16 protein-coding genes, 1 tRNA gene, 1 rRNA gene and 1 riboswitch are annotated in these 16,189 nt (G+C 58.2%); of the genes, 8 read left to right on the top strand and 10 right to left on the bottom strand.

Features of this window, described 5'->3' with window-relative positions:
• Positions 1-14: 14 nt before the first annotated feature.
• The 7 genes from thiH to rsd form a co-directional block, all read right to left on the bottom strand.
• The gene (gene thiH / locus ACL2XN_RS16575) at positions 15-1,151 is read right to left on the bottom strand and encodes a 2-iminoacetate synthase ThiH (RefSeq protein WP_410012666.1); all 1,137 of its coding nucleotides are present in this window, start codon (positions 1,149-1,151) and stop codon (positions 15-17) included.
• Entirely contained in the window at positions 1,151-1,936 is a 786-nt protein-coding gene (locus tag ACL2XN_RS16570; RefSeq protein WP_410012665.1) for a thiazole synthase, read from the bottom strand. Before ACL2XN_RS16570 ends, thiH begins: the two co-directional genes overlap by 1 nt.
• A 2-nt stretch (positions 1,937-1,938) precedes the next feature.
• Positions 1,939-2,139, bottom strand: a complete 201-nt coding sequence (gene thiS / locus ACL2XN_RS16565; protein WP_410012664.1) for a sulfur carrier protein ThiS — start codon at positions 2,137-2,139, stop codon at positions 1,939-1,941.
• On the bottom strand, positions 2,136-2,903 hold the full coding sequence (locus ACL2XN_RS16560; RefSeq protein WP_413727391.1) for a HesA/MoeB/ThiF family protein: 768 nt from the start codon (positions 2,901-2,903) through the stop codon (positions 2,136-2,138). The genes thiS and ACL2XN_RS16560 overlap by 4 nt, the downstream gene beginning before the upstream one ends.
• A complete protein-coding gene (thiE, locus tag ACL2XN_RS16555; protein ID WP_413721821.1) occupies positions 2,896-3,546 on the bottom strand; it encodes a thiamine phosphate synthase in 651 nt (216 codons plus the stop codon). The genes ACL2XN_RS16560 and thiE overlap by 8 nt, the downstream gene beginning before the upstream one ends.
• Positions 3,543-5,465: a phosphomethylpyrimidine synthase ThiC gene (thiC, locus tag ACL2XN_RS16550; protein WP_413721822.1), complete on the bottom strand. Its 1,923-nt coding sequence runs from the start codon at positions 5,463-5,465 to the stop codon at positions 3,543-3,545. Before thiC ends, thiE begins: the two co-directional genes overlap by 4 nt.
• Positions 5,466-5,564: 99 nt before the next feature.
• Positions 5,565-5,678, bottom strand: a riboswitch (TPP riboswitch).
• Positions 5,679-5,722: 44 nt separating this feature from the next.
• Positions 5,723-6,244 (bottom strand): sigma D regulator, encoded by a 522-nt coding sequence (gene rsd / locus ACL2XN_RS16545; RefSeq protein WP_410012660.1) that lies wholly within the window; start codon positions 6,242-6,244, stop codon positions 5,723-5,725.
• A 92-nt stretch (positions 6,245-6,336) separates the two neighbouring features.
• On the opposite strand from rsd, the gene nudC reads away from it, so the two are divergent.
• The 6 genes from nudC (at position 6,337) to ACL2XN_RS16515 (ending at position 10,768) form a co-directional block, all read left to right on the top strand.
• Complete coding sequence (gene nudC / locus ACL2XN_RS16540) at positions 6,337-7,140, top strand: NAD(+) diphosphatase (RefSeq protein ID WP_410012659.1); 804 nt, start codon at positions 6,337-6,339, stop codon at positions 7,138-7,140.
• A gap of 17 nt (positions 7,141-7,157) precedes the next feature.
• Complete coding sequence (hemE, locus tag ACL2XN_RS16535; protein WP_410012658.1) at positions 7,158-8,222, top strand: uroporphyrinogen decarboxylase; 1,065 nt, start codon at positions 7,158-7,160, stop codon at positions 8,220-8,222.
• Positions 8,223-8,248: 26 nt separating this feature from the next.
• On the top strand, positions 8,249-8,944 hold the full coding sequence (gene nfi, locus ACL2XN_RS16530) for a deoxyribonuclease V (protein ID WP_413721823.1): 696 nt from the start codon (positions 8,249-8,251) through the stop codon (positions 8,942-8,944).
• Positions 8,945-9,002: 58 nt separating this feature from the next.
• Entirely contained in the window at positions 9,003-9,593 is a 591-nt protein-coding gene (locus ACL2XN_RS16525; RefSeq protein WP_413727390.1) for a YjaG family protein, read from the top strand.
• A gap of 190 nt (positions 9,594-9,783) precedes the next feature.
• Positions 9,784-10,056 (top strand): nucleoid-associated protein HU-alpha, encoded by a 273-nt coding sequence (gene hupA / locus ACL2XN_RS16520; RefSeq protein ID WP_162368642.1) that lies wholly within the window; start codon positions 9,784-9,786, stop codon positions 10,054-10,056.
• A gap of 40 nt (positions 10,057-10,096) precedes the next feature.
• Positions 10,097-10,768, top strand: a complete 672-nt coding sequence (locus tag ACL2XN_RS16515; protein WP_413729097.1) for a DUF1481 domain-containing protein — start codon at positions 10,097-10,099, stop codon at positions 10,766-10,768.
• 81 nt (positions 10,769-10,849) lie between these two features.
• On the opposite strand, the gene purD is transcribed toward ACL2XN_RS16515, so the two are convergent.
• From purD to ACL2XN_RS16500, 3 genes are read right to left on the bottom strand one after another with little or no spacing between them, the layout of a single operon-like run.
• Complete coding sequence (gene purD / locus ACL2XN_RS16510; protein WP_410012654.1) at positions 10,850-12,133, bottom strand: phosphoribosylamine--glycine ligase; 1,284 nt, start codon at positions 12,131-12,133, stop codon at positions 10,850-10,852.
• Between the two features lie 15 nt (positions 12,134-12,148).
• The gene (gene purH, locus ACL2XN_RS16505) at positions 12,149-13,738 is read right to left on the bottom strand and encodes a bifunctional phosphoribosylaminoimidazolecarboxamide formyltransferase/IMP cyclohydrolase (RefSeq protein WP_410012653.1); all 1,590 of its coding nucleotides are present in this window, start codon (positions 13,736-13,738) and stop codon (positions 12,149-12,151) included.
• Positions 13,739-13,766: 28 nt separating this feature from the next.
• Positions 13,767-14,123, bottom strand: a complete 357-nt coding sequence (locus ACL2XN_RS16500) for a hypothetical protein (protein ID WP_410012652.1) — start codon at positions 14,121-14,123, stop codon at positions 13,767-13,769.
• Positions 14,124-14,298: 175 nt separating this feature from the next.
• On the opposite strand from ACL2XN_RS16500, the gene ACL2XN_RS16495 reads away from it, so the two are divergent.
• Both ACL2XN_RS16495 and ACL2XN_RS16490 read left to right on the top strand, forming a co-directional pair.
• Positions 14,299-15,841, top strand: a 16S ribosomal RNA gene (locus tag ACL2XN_RS16495).
• Positions 15,842-16,021: 180 nt separating this feature from the next.
• A tRNA-Glu gene (locus tag ACL2XN_RS16490) sits at positions 16,022-16,097 on the top strand.
• Positions 16,098-16,189: the final 92 nt, after the last annotated feature.

Below are 16,189 nucleotides of genomic sequence, written 5' to 3'. Positions count from 1 at the left end.
GTGCTCATCATCGTTTATTTAACCAGCGTCGGCGACCTGCCCAGATAATTGTCCCAATCCTTCCATACCGGTTGCAACCCGGCCTTTGTTACCATCCGCGCCACGGCCTGCGGCGAGCGGTTATCATGCGGCTCGAACTGCTCCAGCTCCGGCCGGCCGCCGGCATAACCGCCCGGTTGGGTCTTGGACCCGGCGCTGAGGCTGTTCACCATGATGGGCACCGCGTGATCGCGAAACCAGGGCGATTCCCGGGTGGACAACGACAGCTCTACGTCAGGGGCCAATAACCGGAAGGCGCACATCACTTGCAACAGCTGTGATTCATTCATCAGGGACGCAGGCGTAATGCCTCCGGCGCAGGGGCGCAGGCGCGGGAAAGAAAGCGAATAGCGGCTTTGCCAGTAGGTCTTTTGCAGATACAGCAAATGCTCGGCCACCATATAGCAGTCTGTGCGCCAGTTATCCGACAATCCTATCAGCGCCCCCAGGCCAATCTTGTCGATTCCGGCCCGCGCCAGCCGATCCGGCGTTTCCAGCCGCCAGGCAAAATCCATTTTTTGCCCGCGCAGATGATGTTTTTGATAGGTTGGCTCATGGTAGGTTTCCTGATAAACCATCACCCCATCCAGGCCGAGGGTTTTCAACTCGGCGTAATCTTCCTGGGATAATGGCTGTACTTCCATCATCAGCGCGCTGAAATACCGGCGGATCAACGGCACGTAACGGCGGAAATAGTCCATGCCCACCTTGGTCTTATGCTCGCCGGTGACCAGCAGCAGATTATCAAAACCCATCGCCCGGATGGCCTCGCATTCCTGGATGATTTCCTGCTCATCCAGCGTCTTGCGTTTCAGGTGATTGCTCATGGAAAAACCGCAATAGGTACAATCATTGGCGCACAGGTTGGAAAGATAGAGCGGCAGATAAAACCCCACCACATTGCCGAAACGCTGGCGGGTCAGTTGCTGGGCACGCTGCGCCATGGGTTCAAGATAAGGCAGCGCCGCCGGTGACAGCAGCGCCATGAAATCCTGCCGGTCCAGGCGCGGGGCATTCAGCGCCCGCTCCACGTCGCGCGCGGTCTTGGCGTGGATTTGCAGTCCGGCGTCGTCCCAGCCGAGCCGGCGCCAGTGGTCAAGAAAAGATGTCATCAGGCCGCCCCCTCTTCCTGGGGATGGCGCAAAAATCCGGTTAGCGGGCTGGTGGCGCTGGCCTGGGTTAGCGTGGCGGCAAGCCCGGCCTCGCGCGCCAGGGCGCCGGCTTCCAGCGCCAGCCTGAACGCGCCGGCCATGGCCACCGGGTTGCGGGCTACGGCGATGGCGGTATTGACCAGTACCGCGTCGGCGCCCATTTCCAGCGCTTCCAGGGCCTGGCTGGGGGCGCCGATACCGGCGTCCACCACCACCGGCACGCCCGACTGTTCAATGATAATGCGCAGGAAATCGCGGGTGATCAAACCCTGATTGGAGCCGATCGGCGAACCTAGCGGCATCACCGCCGCACAGCCGGCCTCCTCCAGACGGCGGCATAATACCGGATCCGCGCCGCAGTAGGGCAAGACCACAAAACCTTCGCGCACCAGCTGTTCGGCCGCTTTCAACGTTTCGACCGCATCGGGCAGCAGGTATTTCATATCCGGATGGATTTCCAGTTTTATCCAGCGGGTGCCCAGCGCCTCGCGCGCCAGGCGGGCGGCGAACACCGCCTCCTCGGCGGTTTTTGCGCCTGAGGTATTGGGCAGTAACTTTACCCCTGCCTGGCGCAGGGCGGGCAGGATGGCGTCATTACCGCCGCGCAGGTCCACCCGGCGCATCGCCAGGGTGACCAATTGGCTGCCGGACGCGGCGATGGCTTGCCGCATTAATTCCGCGGTGGCGAATTTACCGGTGCCGGTAAACAGCCGGGACGTAAAAGTGGTATCGGCAATGGTTAACATGGTCAGCCTCCGGCAATGGCCTGGAAAAGTAAGATATCGTCGCCCTCGTTTACCGGCTGTTGGGCCCACCGGCTACGGGGAATAATGGTTTGATTGACCGCCAGCGCGCTGCCCTCGGGCGGGTGGCCGAGCAGCTCCAGCATGTCCAGCAGCGAGGGCGTGCCTGAAAGCGCGACGGGGGTATCGTTAAGGGTAATGTTCATAGCGCCTCTTCCCGCTGAACCGCCGCGGCGCACACCGGACAGCCGGCCGCGCGGGACAGGCGCAGGGTGCGCCAGTTCATCGACTTGCCGTCGAACAGCCGCAGCTGGCCGTCCAGCGTAGACGGCATGCCGCACAGGATTTTGATCGTCTCCAGGGCCTGCATGGCGCCCATGATGCCGACCAACGGCCCGAGCACGCCCGCGGTGCGGCAATTACGCCGCGGCTCGACGGCGTCGGGAAACAGGCAGGCATAACAGCCGTGCCGGTAGGGCGGCCGCAGCACCAGCAATTGACCGCTGAACCCCACCGCGCTGGCGCTGACCAGGGTTTTCCCCCGGCGGATACAGGCGGCATTGATGTCGTGACGGGTCTGCATATTATCACTGCAGTCCAGTACCATATCGGCCAGCGCCACCGCCTGATCGAGGTCATCCCCGGCCAGGCGCCGGCTCAGCGCGACATAATGGCCCAGGGGATTAAGCGCCTGCAGCTGCCGTAGCGCCGCCGCCGCCTTGGGCCGGGCGATATCCCCGGTGCGATAAAGGATTTGGCGCTGGAGATTGCTCACGTCCAGGTTATCGTCGTCGGCCAGCAGCAGCGTGCCGACCCCGGCGGCGGCAAGATAGAGCGCCGCCGGCGAGCCCAGGCCGCCCAGTCCGGCGATCAGCACGGTTGCTGCGCTCAGATGCTCCTGGCCTCCGGGGCCTATCTCCTCCAGCAGCAATTGGCGGCTGTAGCGCAAAAAAGCCTGGTCGCTAAGCATTGCGCACCTCCCGGCCTTCGATTTTCCGCAATAACGTGGCGGTCGCCTGCCGCCAGTCGGCGGCCTTGGTGATGGCGCTGACCACCGCGATGCTGCCGACGCCGCAGCGCAGCACGTCGTCCACCCGATCGATACCAATACCGCCGATGGCCACGGTGGAGATGCCGGGCATGCCGGCCACCAGGCGTTTCAGCTCCGCCAGGCCCTGCGGCTGTGACGGCATGGCTTTGGTCTGGGTAGGGAAGATATGGCCGAGCGCGATATAGGATGGCTGTAGCGCCAAAGCGCGGGCCAGTTCGCTATCGTCGTGGGTGGAAAGACCGAGTCGCAATCCGGCGCGCTGGATGACGGCCAAATCCGCCGTAGCCAAATCCTCTTGTCCCAGGTGCACGCCATAGGCGCCGTGTTTAACCGCCAGCCGCCAATAATCGTTGATGAAAATCCGGGCGCGGTATTTCCGTCCCAGCAAAATCGCGGCCTCGATATCCGGTTCGACCCGGTCTTCCGGCTGGTCCTTGATGCGCAACTGCAGCGTGGCGACGCCGGCGTCCAGCAGCCGGACCAGCCATGCCAGCGAATCCACTACCGGATAGAGCCCGAGCCTGGGCTCGGTCGCCGCAAAGGGCGCGTCGGGCGCAATCATTTCGCCACCCCCGTATCCTCAGGCGCAAGATAGATTTCCCCGCCGCTGGCGCGAAACGCCGACGACATCTCCGCCATGCCGCTTTCCCGTACCTCAATCGCCTGGGCGGCGGCATAATCCCTGACCTCCTGGGAGATTTTCATCGAGCAGAATTTCGGACCGCACATGGAGCAAAAATGGGCTACTTTGCCGGATTCCTGCGGCAGCGTTTCATCGTGATAGGCGCGGGCGGTGGCCGGATCCAGGGCCAGATTAAACTGGTCCTCCCAACGGAATTCAAAGCGTGCCTTGGACATGGCGTTATCGCGTATTTGCGCCCCGGGATGGCCTTTGGCCAGATCGGCGGCGTGAGCGGCGATTTTATAGGTAATAAGCCCCTGCTTAACATCTTCTTTGTTCGGCAGGCCCAGATGCTCTTTCGGCGTGACGTAGCACAGCATCGCACAGCCGAACCAGCCGATAAGCGCGGCGCCGATGCCGGAGGTAAAATGGTCGTAACCCGGCGCGATATCGGTGGTCAGCGGCCCCAGGGTATAAAACGGCGCTTCGTGGCAATGCTCCAGCTGTTCGGTCATGTTGCGCCGGATCATCTGCATGGGAACATGGCCAGGGCCTTCGATCATCACCTGCACGTCGTACTCCCAGGCAACTTTGGTCAATTCGCCCAGGGTATAGAGTTCGGCAAACTGCGCTTCGTCGTTGGCATCATGGATGGAGCCGGGACGCAGGCCGTCCCCGAGGGATAATGAGACGTCGTAGTCGGCGCAAATCTGGCAAATATCGCGAAAATGCTCATAGAGGAAGCTTTCCTGGTGATGCGACAGGCACCATTTGGCCATAATGGATCCGCCGCGCGACACGATGCCGGTCAACCGTTTGGCGGTCATCGGCACGTAACGCAACAGCACGCCGGCATGGATGGTAAAATAGTCCACGCCCTGTTCCGCCTGCTCGAGCAAGGTGTCGCGAAAGCATTCCCAGGTCAGGTTTTCCGCCACGCCGTTGACTTTTTCCAGCGCCTGGTAGATGGGCACCGTGCCGATGGGCACCGGACTGTTGCGCAGGATCCACTCGCGGGTTTCATGGATATAGCGGCCGGTGGACAGGTCCATCACCGTATCCGCTCCCCAACGGGTCGCCCAGACCAGCTTCTCGACCTCTTCCTCAATGGATGAACTGACGGCCGAGTTGCCGATATTGGCGTTGACCTTGACCAGGAAATTGCGGCCGATAATCATCGGCTCCGACTCCGGATGGTTGATATTGGCGGGGATAATGGCACGACCGTCGGCCACTTCCCGGCGCACGAACTCCGGGGTAATATCCGGCGGCAAATGCGCGCCGAAGCTCTGGCCGGGATGCTGTTGCAGCAATACGTCGCCGCGGATGCGTTCGCGGCCCATATTTTCCCGCAGGGCGATAAACTCCATTTCCGGCGTAATGACGCCGGCGCGGGCATAATGCAATTGCGTGACGCGCCGGCCGGGTTTGGCGCGCCGCGGCGTATGGCTGGGGGCGAAACGAACCTCATCCAGGCCCTCGTCGGCCCGGCGTTCGCCGGTATAACGCGAGCTTAGGCTGTTCAACGCCTCGCTGTCCCCGCGCTGTTCAATCCAGCCCGAACGCAGGCGGTGAAGGCCGGCGCGCACGTCTATCTCTGTCGCCGGATCGCCATAGGGTCCGGCGGTGTCGTATACCGGCACCGGCTCGTTTTCTTCGTAGCGCGGCGTTTTGCCGTTGCCGCCGATAAGCGTGGGGCTAAGCGCGATCTCCCGCATCGGCACCCGGATGTCGGCGCTGTTGCCCTGGAGATAAATACGCCGGGAGTTGGGGAAGGCTTCGCCTTTCAGACGATGGATGAATTCCTGCGCCTGGGCGCGCTGCTCACGGCGGGAAGGGGTGGTTTTGGATAACGACATAGCAATTCCTCACAATAAACGGGAAAATTGCTTGTCAGGAGCGCTACGGGAGTAATGAGGCCGGGCTTTGAATTTAGCAAAATAGACTATAAATCAAAGCGTTGCTTTACTCTTGTTCCCTTCGCAGGTATTAACCCGATCAGGTTCCGCGGATCCCGAATTAACGGTCTCAGCCTGGCGTAATGTACGCGCTAGGCACTCCGACAAGATATAGCGGCCCGTGAAGGACCGGTTACGACTTACTGCTTACCGCAAAATTACGCCAGACGCGATACGTCCGGATTATTGGCGGCCGGCACCGAGGCCAGGTAGTCCGCTTTATATTCCAGCGCCTGCTGGATCAGTTTGTCCTCCAGGGCAAAACGCGTGGCCAGGGCCTCGCCCACGCCGGAAAGCGCCTGTTGGAACTCCATACAGTTATCATGATCGATGGCCGTTTCCAATTGGCTATCATAAAATGCCATGATTTGTTTGGTATTTTCCTGCAACGCCGGATACAACTGGGTACTGATGATTCTTTTGCTGCTGCTGGTATCGTCCGCGTCCTGAACGATACGATCGTAGATATGGAAATGGCCGGCGGAAAGGTAGTCCACCAGTTTATGGCAAAAGTCGTCCAGCGCGTTTTCGTCCAGGGGAGTATGCTTTTCTTTATTGGGCTTAAGACCGATGAGATGGTAATACGCAATGAGCAACTTCCTGCGGGCCAGTATCCACTGATCGATCAGTTCGTTACTGCCGCCAACGCGTTGAGCCAGAATGTCCAGCTGGTTTAGCATGATTGACTCCGATGTAATAAAGTAACGCTGCGTTACTCATCAATTAAAGCTAATTTCTAGCTTGCCAGTGAATAAGAGGTAGTGCAACTAAAATGGAACAAGAACTCAACGGTAGCGAAAATGGCTGGTGGATCGTCAGCCAGGACAGCAAATTGTGGTTACCCAAGGGGGAACTGCCATTTGGAACGGCATCGGCCTGGTCACTTCAAGGATTGACAGCGACGCTTATCGGCGAATGGGAGGGGTCGCCCGCCTGGCTGGTACGCCACGCCATGCCCCGGGATATGGGCTCGGTGCGCCAGATCATCGATAGCGACCCAGGCTTGTTCCAACTGGCGGGCCGGGGCGTGCAACTGGCGGAGTTTTATCGTTCCCATCGCTATTGCGGCTACTGCGGCCATGAGATGCGCGTCAGTAACCGGGAATGGGCCTGCCTGTGCGATCATTGCCATGAACGGTATTATCCGCAAATCGCGCCCTGTATTATCGTGGCGATCCGCCGCGGCGACGATATCCTGCTGGCCCAGCATACCCGCCATCGCGGCGGCATTTACACGGTGCTGGCCGGTTTTGCCGAGGTGGGGGAAACCCTGGAGCAGACCGTGGCCCGCGAGGTCATGGAGGAGACGCGGATTAAGGTGAAAAACGTCCGTTATGTCACCTCGCAGCCCTGGCCTTTCCCGCATTCGCTGATGATGGCGTTTATGGCGGAGTACGCCGGCGGCGAAATCACCCCCGATCATAATGAAATCCTTGATGCCGGCTGGTACCGTTATGACGCGCTGCCCCTGCTGCCGCCGCCCGGCACCGTGGCCAGGCGCTTAATTGAGGACACGGTCGCGCTCTGCCGCGCCGATCGGGAAAATGACGGCCCGCATGCTACACTCCATTCATAACTGCAAGGGAATCCTGTATGCATGAACTGAAGAACGACCGCTATCTGCGCGCCCTGCTGCGCCAGCCTGTTGATGTCACGCCCGTATGGATGATGCGCCAGGCCGGGCGTTATCTGCCGGAATATAAAGCCACCCGCGCCGAGGCCGGTGATTTTATGTCACTGTGCAGGAATGCCGAACTGGCCTGTGAAGTGACCTTGCAGCCGTTGCGTCGTTTTCCGCTTGATGCCGCGATCCTGTTTTCGGATATCCTGACGGTTCCCGACGCCATGGGACTGGAATTGTATTTTGAACAGGGGGAGGGGCCGTGCTTTGCCCGTCCGATTACCTGTAAAGCCGACGTGGAGCAGTTGCCGATACCGGATCCGGAGGTGGAGCTGGGGTATGTGATGGACGCCGTACGTACCATCCGGCGCAACCTGCGCGGAGAAGTGCCGCTGATTGGCTTCTCCGGCAGTCCCTGGACCCTGGCCACCTATATGGTTGAAGGCGGCACCAGCAAAGTCTTCACTAAAATCAAACAAATGATGTACGCCGAGCCGCAGACGCTGCATTTATTGCTCGATAAGCTGGCGGCGAGCGTAACGCTGTACCTGAACGCCCAGATTCGCGCCGGGGCGCAGTCGGTGATGATCTTTGATACCTGGGGCGGCGTGCTGACCGGCAGCGGCTATCTTGAGTTTTCCCTTGATTACATGCAAAAAATCATCGACGGCCTGCAGCGGGAGCATGAAGGCCGCCGGGTGCCGGTAACGCTGTTTACCAAAGGCGGAGGCCAATGGCTTGAAGCCATGGCGCAAACCGGTTGCGATGCGCTGGGCCTGGACTGGAGCACCGATATTCAGGCGGCGCGCCGTCGCGTGGGCGATAAGGTCGCGCTGCAGGGCAATATGGATCCTTCGGTGTTGTACGCGCCGCCGGCGCGTATTGAACAGGAAGTGGAGTCCATTCTGGCCGGTTTCGGTCGGGGTGAGGGGCATGTCTGCAATCTGGGGCACGGTATCCATCAGGACGTGCCGCCGGCACATGCGGGCATTTTTGTTGAGGCGGTGCATCGCCTGTCGCGCCCCTATCATCTGTAAAGACTGGTGAAAAAGGTGGAAAAAACATGGATATAACAGCATTGCGCGCCGAGCAGGTCGCCACCGCCAGTAGGGTCATACGCCATGACGATTTCGCTTTTTCCACGCCCGCGATAATCGCCGGCGCCGATGTGGGGTTCGAACAGGGGGGCGACGTTACCCGCGCGGCTATCGCGCTGCTGCGTTTTCCGTCGCTGGAGCTTATCGAATACCGCATTGCCCGTGTAACGACCACCATGCCTTATATTCCGGGTTTTTTGTCGTTTCGCGAGTATCCCGCCCTGCTGGCCGCCTGGGAACAGCTGAATCAGCGGCCGGATTTGCTGTTCGTCGATGGCCATGGTATTTCCCACCCGCGCCGTCTGGGCGTCGCCAGCCATTTTGGCCTGTTGGTCGACCAGCCGACTATCGGCGTGGCTAAGCGCCGGCTGTGCGGCCGGTTTGAGCCCTTGAGCGATGAGGCGGGCGCCAGGGCGCCGCTGATGGATAAAGGCGAACAGCTTGCCTGGGTATGGCGCAGCAAGATCCGCTGCAATCCTTTATTCATCTCCACCGGCCATCGCGTCGGCATGGACACTGCCCTGTATTGGGTACAACAATGCATGCGCGGCTACCGCTTGCCGGAGCCTACCCGCTGGGCGGATGCGGTGGCCTCTAATCGCACCGCGTTTAAACAGTGGGAGCAGGGGCGCGGCGAACCGGACTTTTTCGACCTGGAATAGGGTAACCGGCTAATTTCAGGTACACTGCGACGCAGATTAAGAGTAATGGAATAGCGCGATGTTACGTAACCCGATACATTTACGTCTGGAAAAGCAGGAAGCCTGGCAGCACGTCATTTTTATGGCGTCGCTGTGTGAACGGATGTACCCCAATTATCAACTGTTCTGCGTACAGACCGGCTTTGGCGACCCTGCCGTCTACCGGCGTATTCTCGACCTGGTTTGGGAGACACAGGTTGTTAAAGATGCTAAGGTCAATTTTGATTTACAATTGGAAAAGCTGGAAGAATGCATTCCCGCAGCGGATGATTACGATTTTTACGGCGTTTATCCGGCGATTGATGCCTGTGTGGCCCTGAGTGAATTATTGCACTCGCGGCTGAGCGGTGAAACGCTGGAGCATGCCGTCACCGTCAGCGAAACCTCTATCCGCACCGTGGCCATGCTGGAAATGACCCATGCGGAGCGGGAAATGACCGAAGAGGAGCTGAATGCCCTGCCCTCGATTGAAGAGGAATGGGACATTCAGTGGGAAATTTTTCGCCTGTTAGCTGATTGTGAAAACCGCGACGTAGAATTGATCAAAGGGCTGCGCGCAGACCTGCGCGAAGCCGGAATTAGCAATATTGGAATAATTTTACAGCAATAAGGCAATAAAACGTGATTTAAGACCTGTTTTGCCATGTCTTAATACTTCACATCTGCACCCCGTCTGGTCTACATTTGGGGGGGCATAAAAAAAGTGGCTATCGGTGCGTGTTTGCAGGAGAGTGCCGTATTCCGGCTTATCCGTCGTACTCGATGCTTAGCAAGCGATAAACACACTGTAAGGATAACATATGAACAAGACTCAACTGATTGATGTAATTGCTGATAAGGCCGATCTTTCGAAGGCGCAGGCGAAGTCGGCTCTGGAATCCACTTTGGCAGCAATTACCGAGTCTCTTAAAGAGGGTGATGCAGTACAATTGGTTGGTTTCGGTACTTTCAAAATTAATCATCGCAACGAACGCACTGGCCGTAATCCTCAGACCGGTAAAGAAATCAAAATCGCCGCGGCCAATGTTCCGGCATTTGTTTCTGGCAAGGCTCTGAAAGACGCTGTTAAGTAACCACCGTGTGTTGGTGAAAAGATTAAGCATAGGGGCAACCGTGCCCCTTTTGTTTTTGCGCCGGTGCGGTTGGCTCGGGCTGCTGGCCTGTCTCCTCACGGCATGCGGTTCGCATTCCAAGGCGCCGCCTGCGTTCACCGCCAGCGGTTATGTCGCCGATCGGGGCGCCATGCGTTTATGGCGTAAAGACGACGCGGCACAGCAAACGGTCAATATCGTCAGCGTCTACAGCCCCTATCAGGGCGAAAATACCATCATTACCCGCTATCAATTCCTCCATGACGACGTGCGCCAGATTAACCGGACGCAAAACGGCGCACATCCGCAAACCGTGCAAATCCGCTTTGACGATCAGGGTAATCCCAGCTATATGCAGCGTCAGCGCGATGGGCTGCGTGAAAAACTCAGTGATGACGAACTGGCGTTGTATCAGTTTGAAGCCAGGCGATTGCTGGATGTCAGCAGCACGCTACGTGCCGGACAGGTAAAGCTGATGCAGGGGATATGGCGCGACGGCGTGATAACCACCTGCGACGGCAAGACGGCGCGGCCTGATTTTGACCAGCGCTCGGCCTCGTGGATTGCGGCGCGCGCCCAACATTCCACCGGACAACTGGGCATCGCCTGGCTGGAGGCACCGGAAGGGACGCAGCTATTACTGGTCGCCAATGAAGACTTCTGCCACTGGCAACCTAAAAAAAGCGAGTTGTAGTCACCCGCCTGCAAGCCAACATCGACAGGGCGCCGCGCATTGCCCAACGTCATGAATGCGCGACACCAGATGATGACAGGATTATTGCTCGCGTTGGATCGCGCGATAGCCGATATCCGACCGGCAGAAACTGTCCTGCCAGCGAATAGACTTCGCCGCGCGATAGGCCCTGGCCTGAGCATCCGCCACCGTTTCGCCCAGCGCGGTAACGCACAAAACCCGCCCTCCCTGCGTCAGTACCTTACCGTCCGCCAGACAGGTGCCGGCATGAAAGACTTTTTCGCCTGCTGTCTCAGCCGTCGGCAGGCCGCTGATTTCGTCCCCGGTGCGGTAATCCCCCGGATAGCCGCCGGCGGCCAGGACCACACCCAGGGCCGGTCGTTCATCCCATAACGAGCTTTCCCGATCCAGATGCCCTTCGGTGGCCGCCAGGCACAGCGCCACCAGATCGGAACGCATGCGCAGCATGATGGGCTGGGTTTCCGGATCGCCGAAGCGGCAGTTAAATTCAATCACCTTTGGCTGGCCATCGGCGTTGATCATCAGTCCGGCATATAAAAAGCCGGTATAGATATTCCCTTCCGACGCCATGCCGCGCACCGTCGGCCAGATAACCTGATCCATAACACGCTGGTGGATTTCATCCGTAACCACCGGGGCGGGGGAATATGCCCCCATGCCGCCCGTGTTGGGACCGGTATCGCCGTCGCCGACCCGTTTATGGTCCTGGCTGGTGGCCATCGGCACGACATGATCGCCGTCCACCATCACGATAAAGCTGGCTTCCTCGCCTTCCAGGAATTCCTCCACCACGATGCGGTGCCCGGCATCGCCGAAGGCGTTACCGGCCAGCATATCCTCAATGGCCGCTTCCGCTTGCGCAAGCGTCATAGCCACGATCACGCCTTTGCCGGCGGCCAGGCCGTCCGCTTTGATAACAATGGGCGCGCCTTTGCTGCGCACGTAGGCCAGCGCCTGGTCGATATCGGTAAAGTTACCGTATTCCGCGCTGGGGATATGGTGGCGGGCCAGGAAATCCTTGGTAAACGCCTTCGAGCCTTCCAACTGCGCCGCCGCTTTGGTCGGGCCGAATACCGGCAGGCCGGCTGAGCGGAACGCATCCACCACGCCCATCACCAGCGGCGCTTCGGGGCCGACGATGGTCAGGCCGATGGCGTGGCTTTGGGCGAAGGCGACCAGCGCCGGGATATCGGTCGGGCCGATGTCGACGTTTTCAAGCGCCGGTTCGAGGGCGGTGCCGGCATTGCCGGGCGCCACGTAGACTTTATCCGCCAGCGGCGATTGGGCGGCCTTCCAGGCCAGGGCATGCTCGCGGCCGCCGTTCCCGATAATTAAGATATTCATTGGTCGCTCCTGGGCTTAGTGGCGGAAATGACGCATATCGGTAAAGATCATGGCGATGCCATGTTCGTTGGCCGCGGCAATGACTTCGTCATCGCGAATGGAACCGCCGGGCTGGATCACGCAGCTGATGCCGACCGCCGCCGCCGCGTCGATCCCGTCGCGAAACGGGAAAAACGCATCGGAGGCCATGGCCGAGCCGCGCACGTCCAGCCCTTCGTCCGCCGCCTTGATGCCGGCGATTTTCGCCGAATAAACGCGGCTCATCTGGCCCGCCCCGATACCAATGGTCATGTTATCGCGGGCATAAACGATGGCGTTGGATTTAACGAATTTAGCCACCTTCCAGCAAAAAAGCGCGTCGCGCAGCTCGCTTGCGGTCGGCCGGCGTTCGGTGACGATGCGCAGATCCGCCTCGCCGACCATGCCTAAGTCGCGATCCTGTACCAACAGGCCGCCGTTAACCCGCTTGAAGTCCAGCGCCGGCACCCGGGACGACCAGACGCCGCTGGCCAGTACCCGGACATTTTGCTTGGCGGCAAGGATGGCCAGGGCGTCGTCGTTAACGGACGGCGCGATAATCACTTCCACGAACTGGCGGCTGATAATGGCTTGCGCGGCGGCGGCGTCAAGAGGGCGGTTAAAGGCGATAATGCCGCCAAACGCCGAGGTGGGATCGGTTTTATATGCGCGCTCATATGCCTCGAGCAACGCGCCGCCGGTGGCCACGCCGCAGGGGTTGGCATGTTTGACAATCACGCAGGCCGGCTCGGCGAATTCCTTTACGCACTCCAGGGCGGCGTCGGTATCGGCGATATTGTTATAGGATAGCGCCTTGCCCTGCAACTGCCGCGCGGTGGCGACCGAGGCTTCCCGCACCGGCTCTTCTATATAGAAGGCGGCCAGCTGATGGCTGTTTTCTCCGTAGCGCATATCCTGTTTTTTGATAAAGTTCAGGTTAAGGGTGCGTGGGAAACGTCCGGCGGGTACGGTGGTATCGCCGTGATAGGCCGGTACCTGGCTGCCGAAGTAGTTGGCGATCATGCTGTCGTAGGCGGCGGTATGCTCAAAGGCCTTGATGGCCAGATCAAAACGGGTCGCCAGCGTCAGCGAGCCGTTATGCGCATCCAGCTCGGCAATGATCCCGGCGTAATCGCCGCTGTTAACCACGATCGCCACGTCTTTATGATTCTTGGCGGCGGAGCGCACCATGGTAGGCCCGCCGATATCGATATTCTCCACCGCTTCCTCGCGGGTACAGCCTTCACGCGCCACTGTGCTGGCAAACGGATAAAGATTAACCACCACCATATCGATGGGGTCGATATGGTGCTGTTGCATAATTGCATCGTCCTGGCCGCGTCGCCCCAGAATGCCGCCATGGACCTTGGGATGCAGGGTTTTCACCCGTCCATCCATCATTTCTGGAAAACCGGTGTAATCGGAAACCTCGGTCACCGGCAGCCCTGCCTCCGCCAGCAGCCGCGCGGTGCCGCCGGTGGAGAGCAGCGTGATGCCGCGTTGCGATAATGACTGAGCGAATTCTACGATACCGGCTTTGTCAGACACACTGAGCAAGGCGCGGCGAACAGGACGTGGTTGTTGCATGGTCAATTTATCCCTTGATTGGATAGCTTTAATAAAAAACTGGTATCAAGCGGCGGTTTTTTACTGAAAAAAGCCGCCGCTTGATAAAATACGCGAGCCGATAAAATTTGCGTGAATTGTAGCGAAAACGATTGCGCGATGCTCGGCAATTTTTGCCTGCGGCAATCATCTGTGGATAAGTTTGTGCAAAAGAGGGTATAAACCCCGGTATTGCTGTGGAATGCAGCAAACAGTTCGGATTGGGCAAATTAGCTGTTGCGGCTTCGGTTGAAATCCCTATAATGCGCCTCCATCGACCGGCACCGTGCAGCACATCGCAGGGTAGCGGAAACGAGTCAGAAGACAGGCCGAACGGGCTTGACACTGAAAGAGGAAAGCGTAACATACGCCACCTCGCGCCAGACTGATTACAGCGGCGCACTGCTCTTTAACAATTTATCAGACAATCTGTGTGGGCACTCACAAGACCGTATCGAAACACAAAATACCAAGTCTTGAAGAGTGAACAAACAGTTAATTCATAAGATTAACAGTATGACAATCTTTGAGCATCAAGCTTTTAATTGAAGAGTTTGATCATGGCTCAGATTGAACGCTGGCGGCAGGCCTAACACATGCAAGTCGAGCGGCAACGGGAAGTAGCTTGCTACTTTGCCGGCGAGCGGCGGACGGGTGAGTAATGTCTGGGGATCTGCCTGATGGTGGGGGATAACTACTGGAAACGGTAGCTAATACCGCATAACGTCGCAAGACCAAAGTGGGGGACCTTCGGGCCTCACGCCATCGGATGAACCCAGATGGGATTAGCTAGTAGGTGAGGTAATGGCTCACCTAGGCGACGATCCCTAGCTGGTCTGAGAGGATGACCAGCCACACTGGAACTGAGACACGGTCCAGACTCCTACGGGAGGCAGCAGTGGGGAATATTGCACAATGGGCGCAAGCCTGATGCAGCCATGCCGCGTGTGTGAAGAAGGCCTTCGGGTTGTAAAGCACTTTCAGCGGGGAGGAAGGCGACAAGGTTAATAACCTTGTTGATTGACGTTACCCGCAGAAGAAGCACCGGCTAACTCCGTGCCAGCAGCCGCGGTAATACGGAGGGTGCGAGCGTTAATCGGAATTACTGGGCGTAAAGCGTACGCAGGCGGTCTGTTAAGTCAGATGTGAAATCCCCGGGCTTAACCCGGGAACTGCATTTGAAACTGGCAGGCTAGAGTCTCGTAGAGGGGGGTAGAATTCCAGGTGTAGCGGTGAAATGCGTAGAGATCTGGAGGAATACCGGTGGCGAAGGCGGCCCCCTGGACGAAGACTGACGCTCAGGTACGAAAGCGTGGGGAGCAAACAGGATTAGATACCCTGGTAGTCCACGCTGTAAACGATGTCGATTTGAAGGTTGTGGCCTTGAGCCGTGGCTTTCGGAGCTAACGCGTTAAATCGACCGCCTGGGGAGTACGGCCGCAAGGTTAAAACTCAAATGAATTGACGGGGGCCCGCACAAGCGGTGGAGCATGTGGTTTAATTCGATGCAACGCGAAGAACCTTACCTACTCTTGACATCCAGAGAAGTTTGCAGAGATGCGAACGTGCCTTCGGGAGCTTTGAGACAGGTGCTGCATGGCTGTCGTCAGCTCGTGTTGTGAAATGTTGGGTTAAGTCCCGCAACGAGCGCAACCCTTATCCTTTGTTGCCAGCACGTAATGGTGGGAACTCAAAGGAGACTGCCGGTGACAAACCGGAGGAAGGTGGGGATGACGTCAAGTCATCATGGCCCTTACGAGTAGGGCTACACACGTGCTACAATGGCGCATACAAAGAGAAGCGAACTCGCGAGAGTAAGCGGACCTCACAAAGTGCGTCGTAGTCCGGATTGGAGTCTGCAACTCGACTCCATGAAGTCGGAATCGCTAGTAATCGTGGATCAGAATGCCACGGTGAATACGTTCCCGGGCCTTGTACACACCGCCCGTCACACCATGGGAGTGGGTTGCAAAAGAAGTAGGTAGCTTAACCTTCGGGAGGGCGCTTACCACTTTGTGATTCATGACTGGGGTGAAGTCGTAACAAGGTAACCGTAGGGGAACCTGCGGTTGGATCACCTCCTTACCGAAATAGATACTAGATTGTGTAGTGTCCACACAGATTGTCTGATAACTGTAATGAGCAAACAGCTCGTATGGTTTTTTGTCATGCCCTCTTCCTGAATGTTAAGGCAGGGTTGATAAAAAACGGTGGCATAAGAATTCGTTGCCTATTGACGACAACTTATCTCACAAACGCACTCCTGTCCCCTTCGTCTAGTGGCCTAGGACACTGCCCTTTCACGGCGGTAACAGGGGTTCGAACCCCCTAGGGGACGCCAAACTCTTTTTCATACGACCTGTTAACCAAACCAGACCCGCCTTTATTGTCTGATGATTTCAGAGCACATTGTTACGCAACCGCGTATCAGTA

Source organism: Sodalis sp. RH22, from assembly GCF_047324165.1.
In the GTDB taxonomy this organism is placed as follows: domain Bacteria; phylum Pseudomonadota; class Gammaproteobacteria; order Enterobacterales; family Enterobacteriaceae; genus Acerihabitans.
Note: the sequence above shows the minus strand (reverse complement) of the source record. Positions and strands in the feature narration are given on the sequence as shown.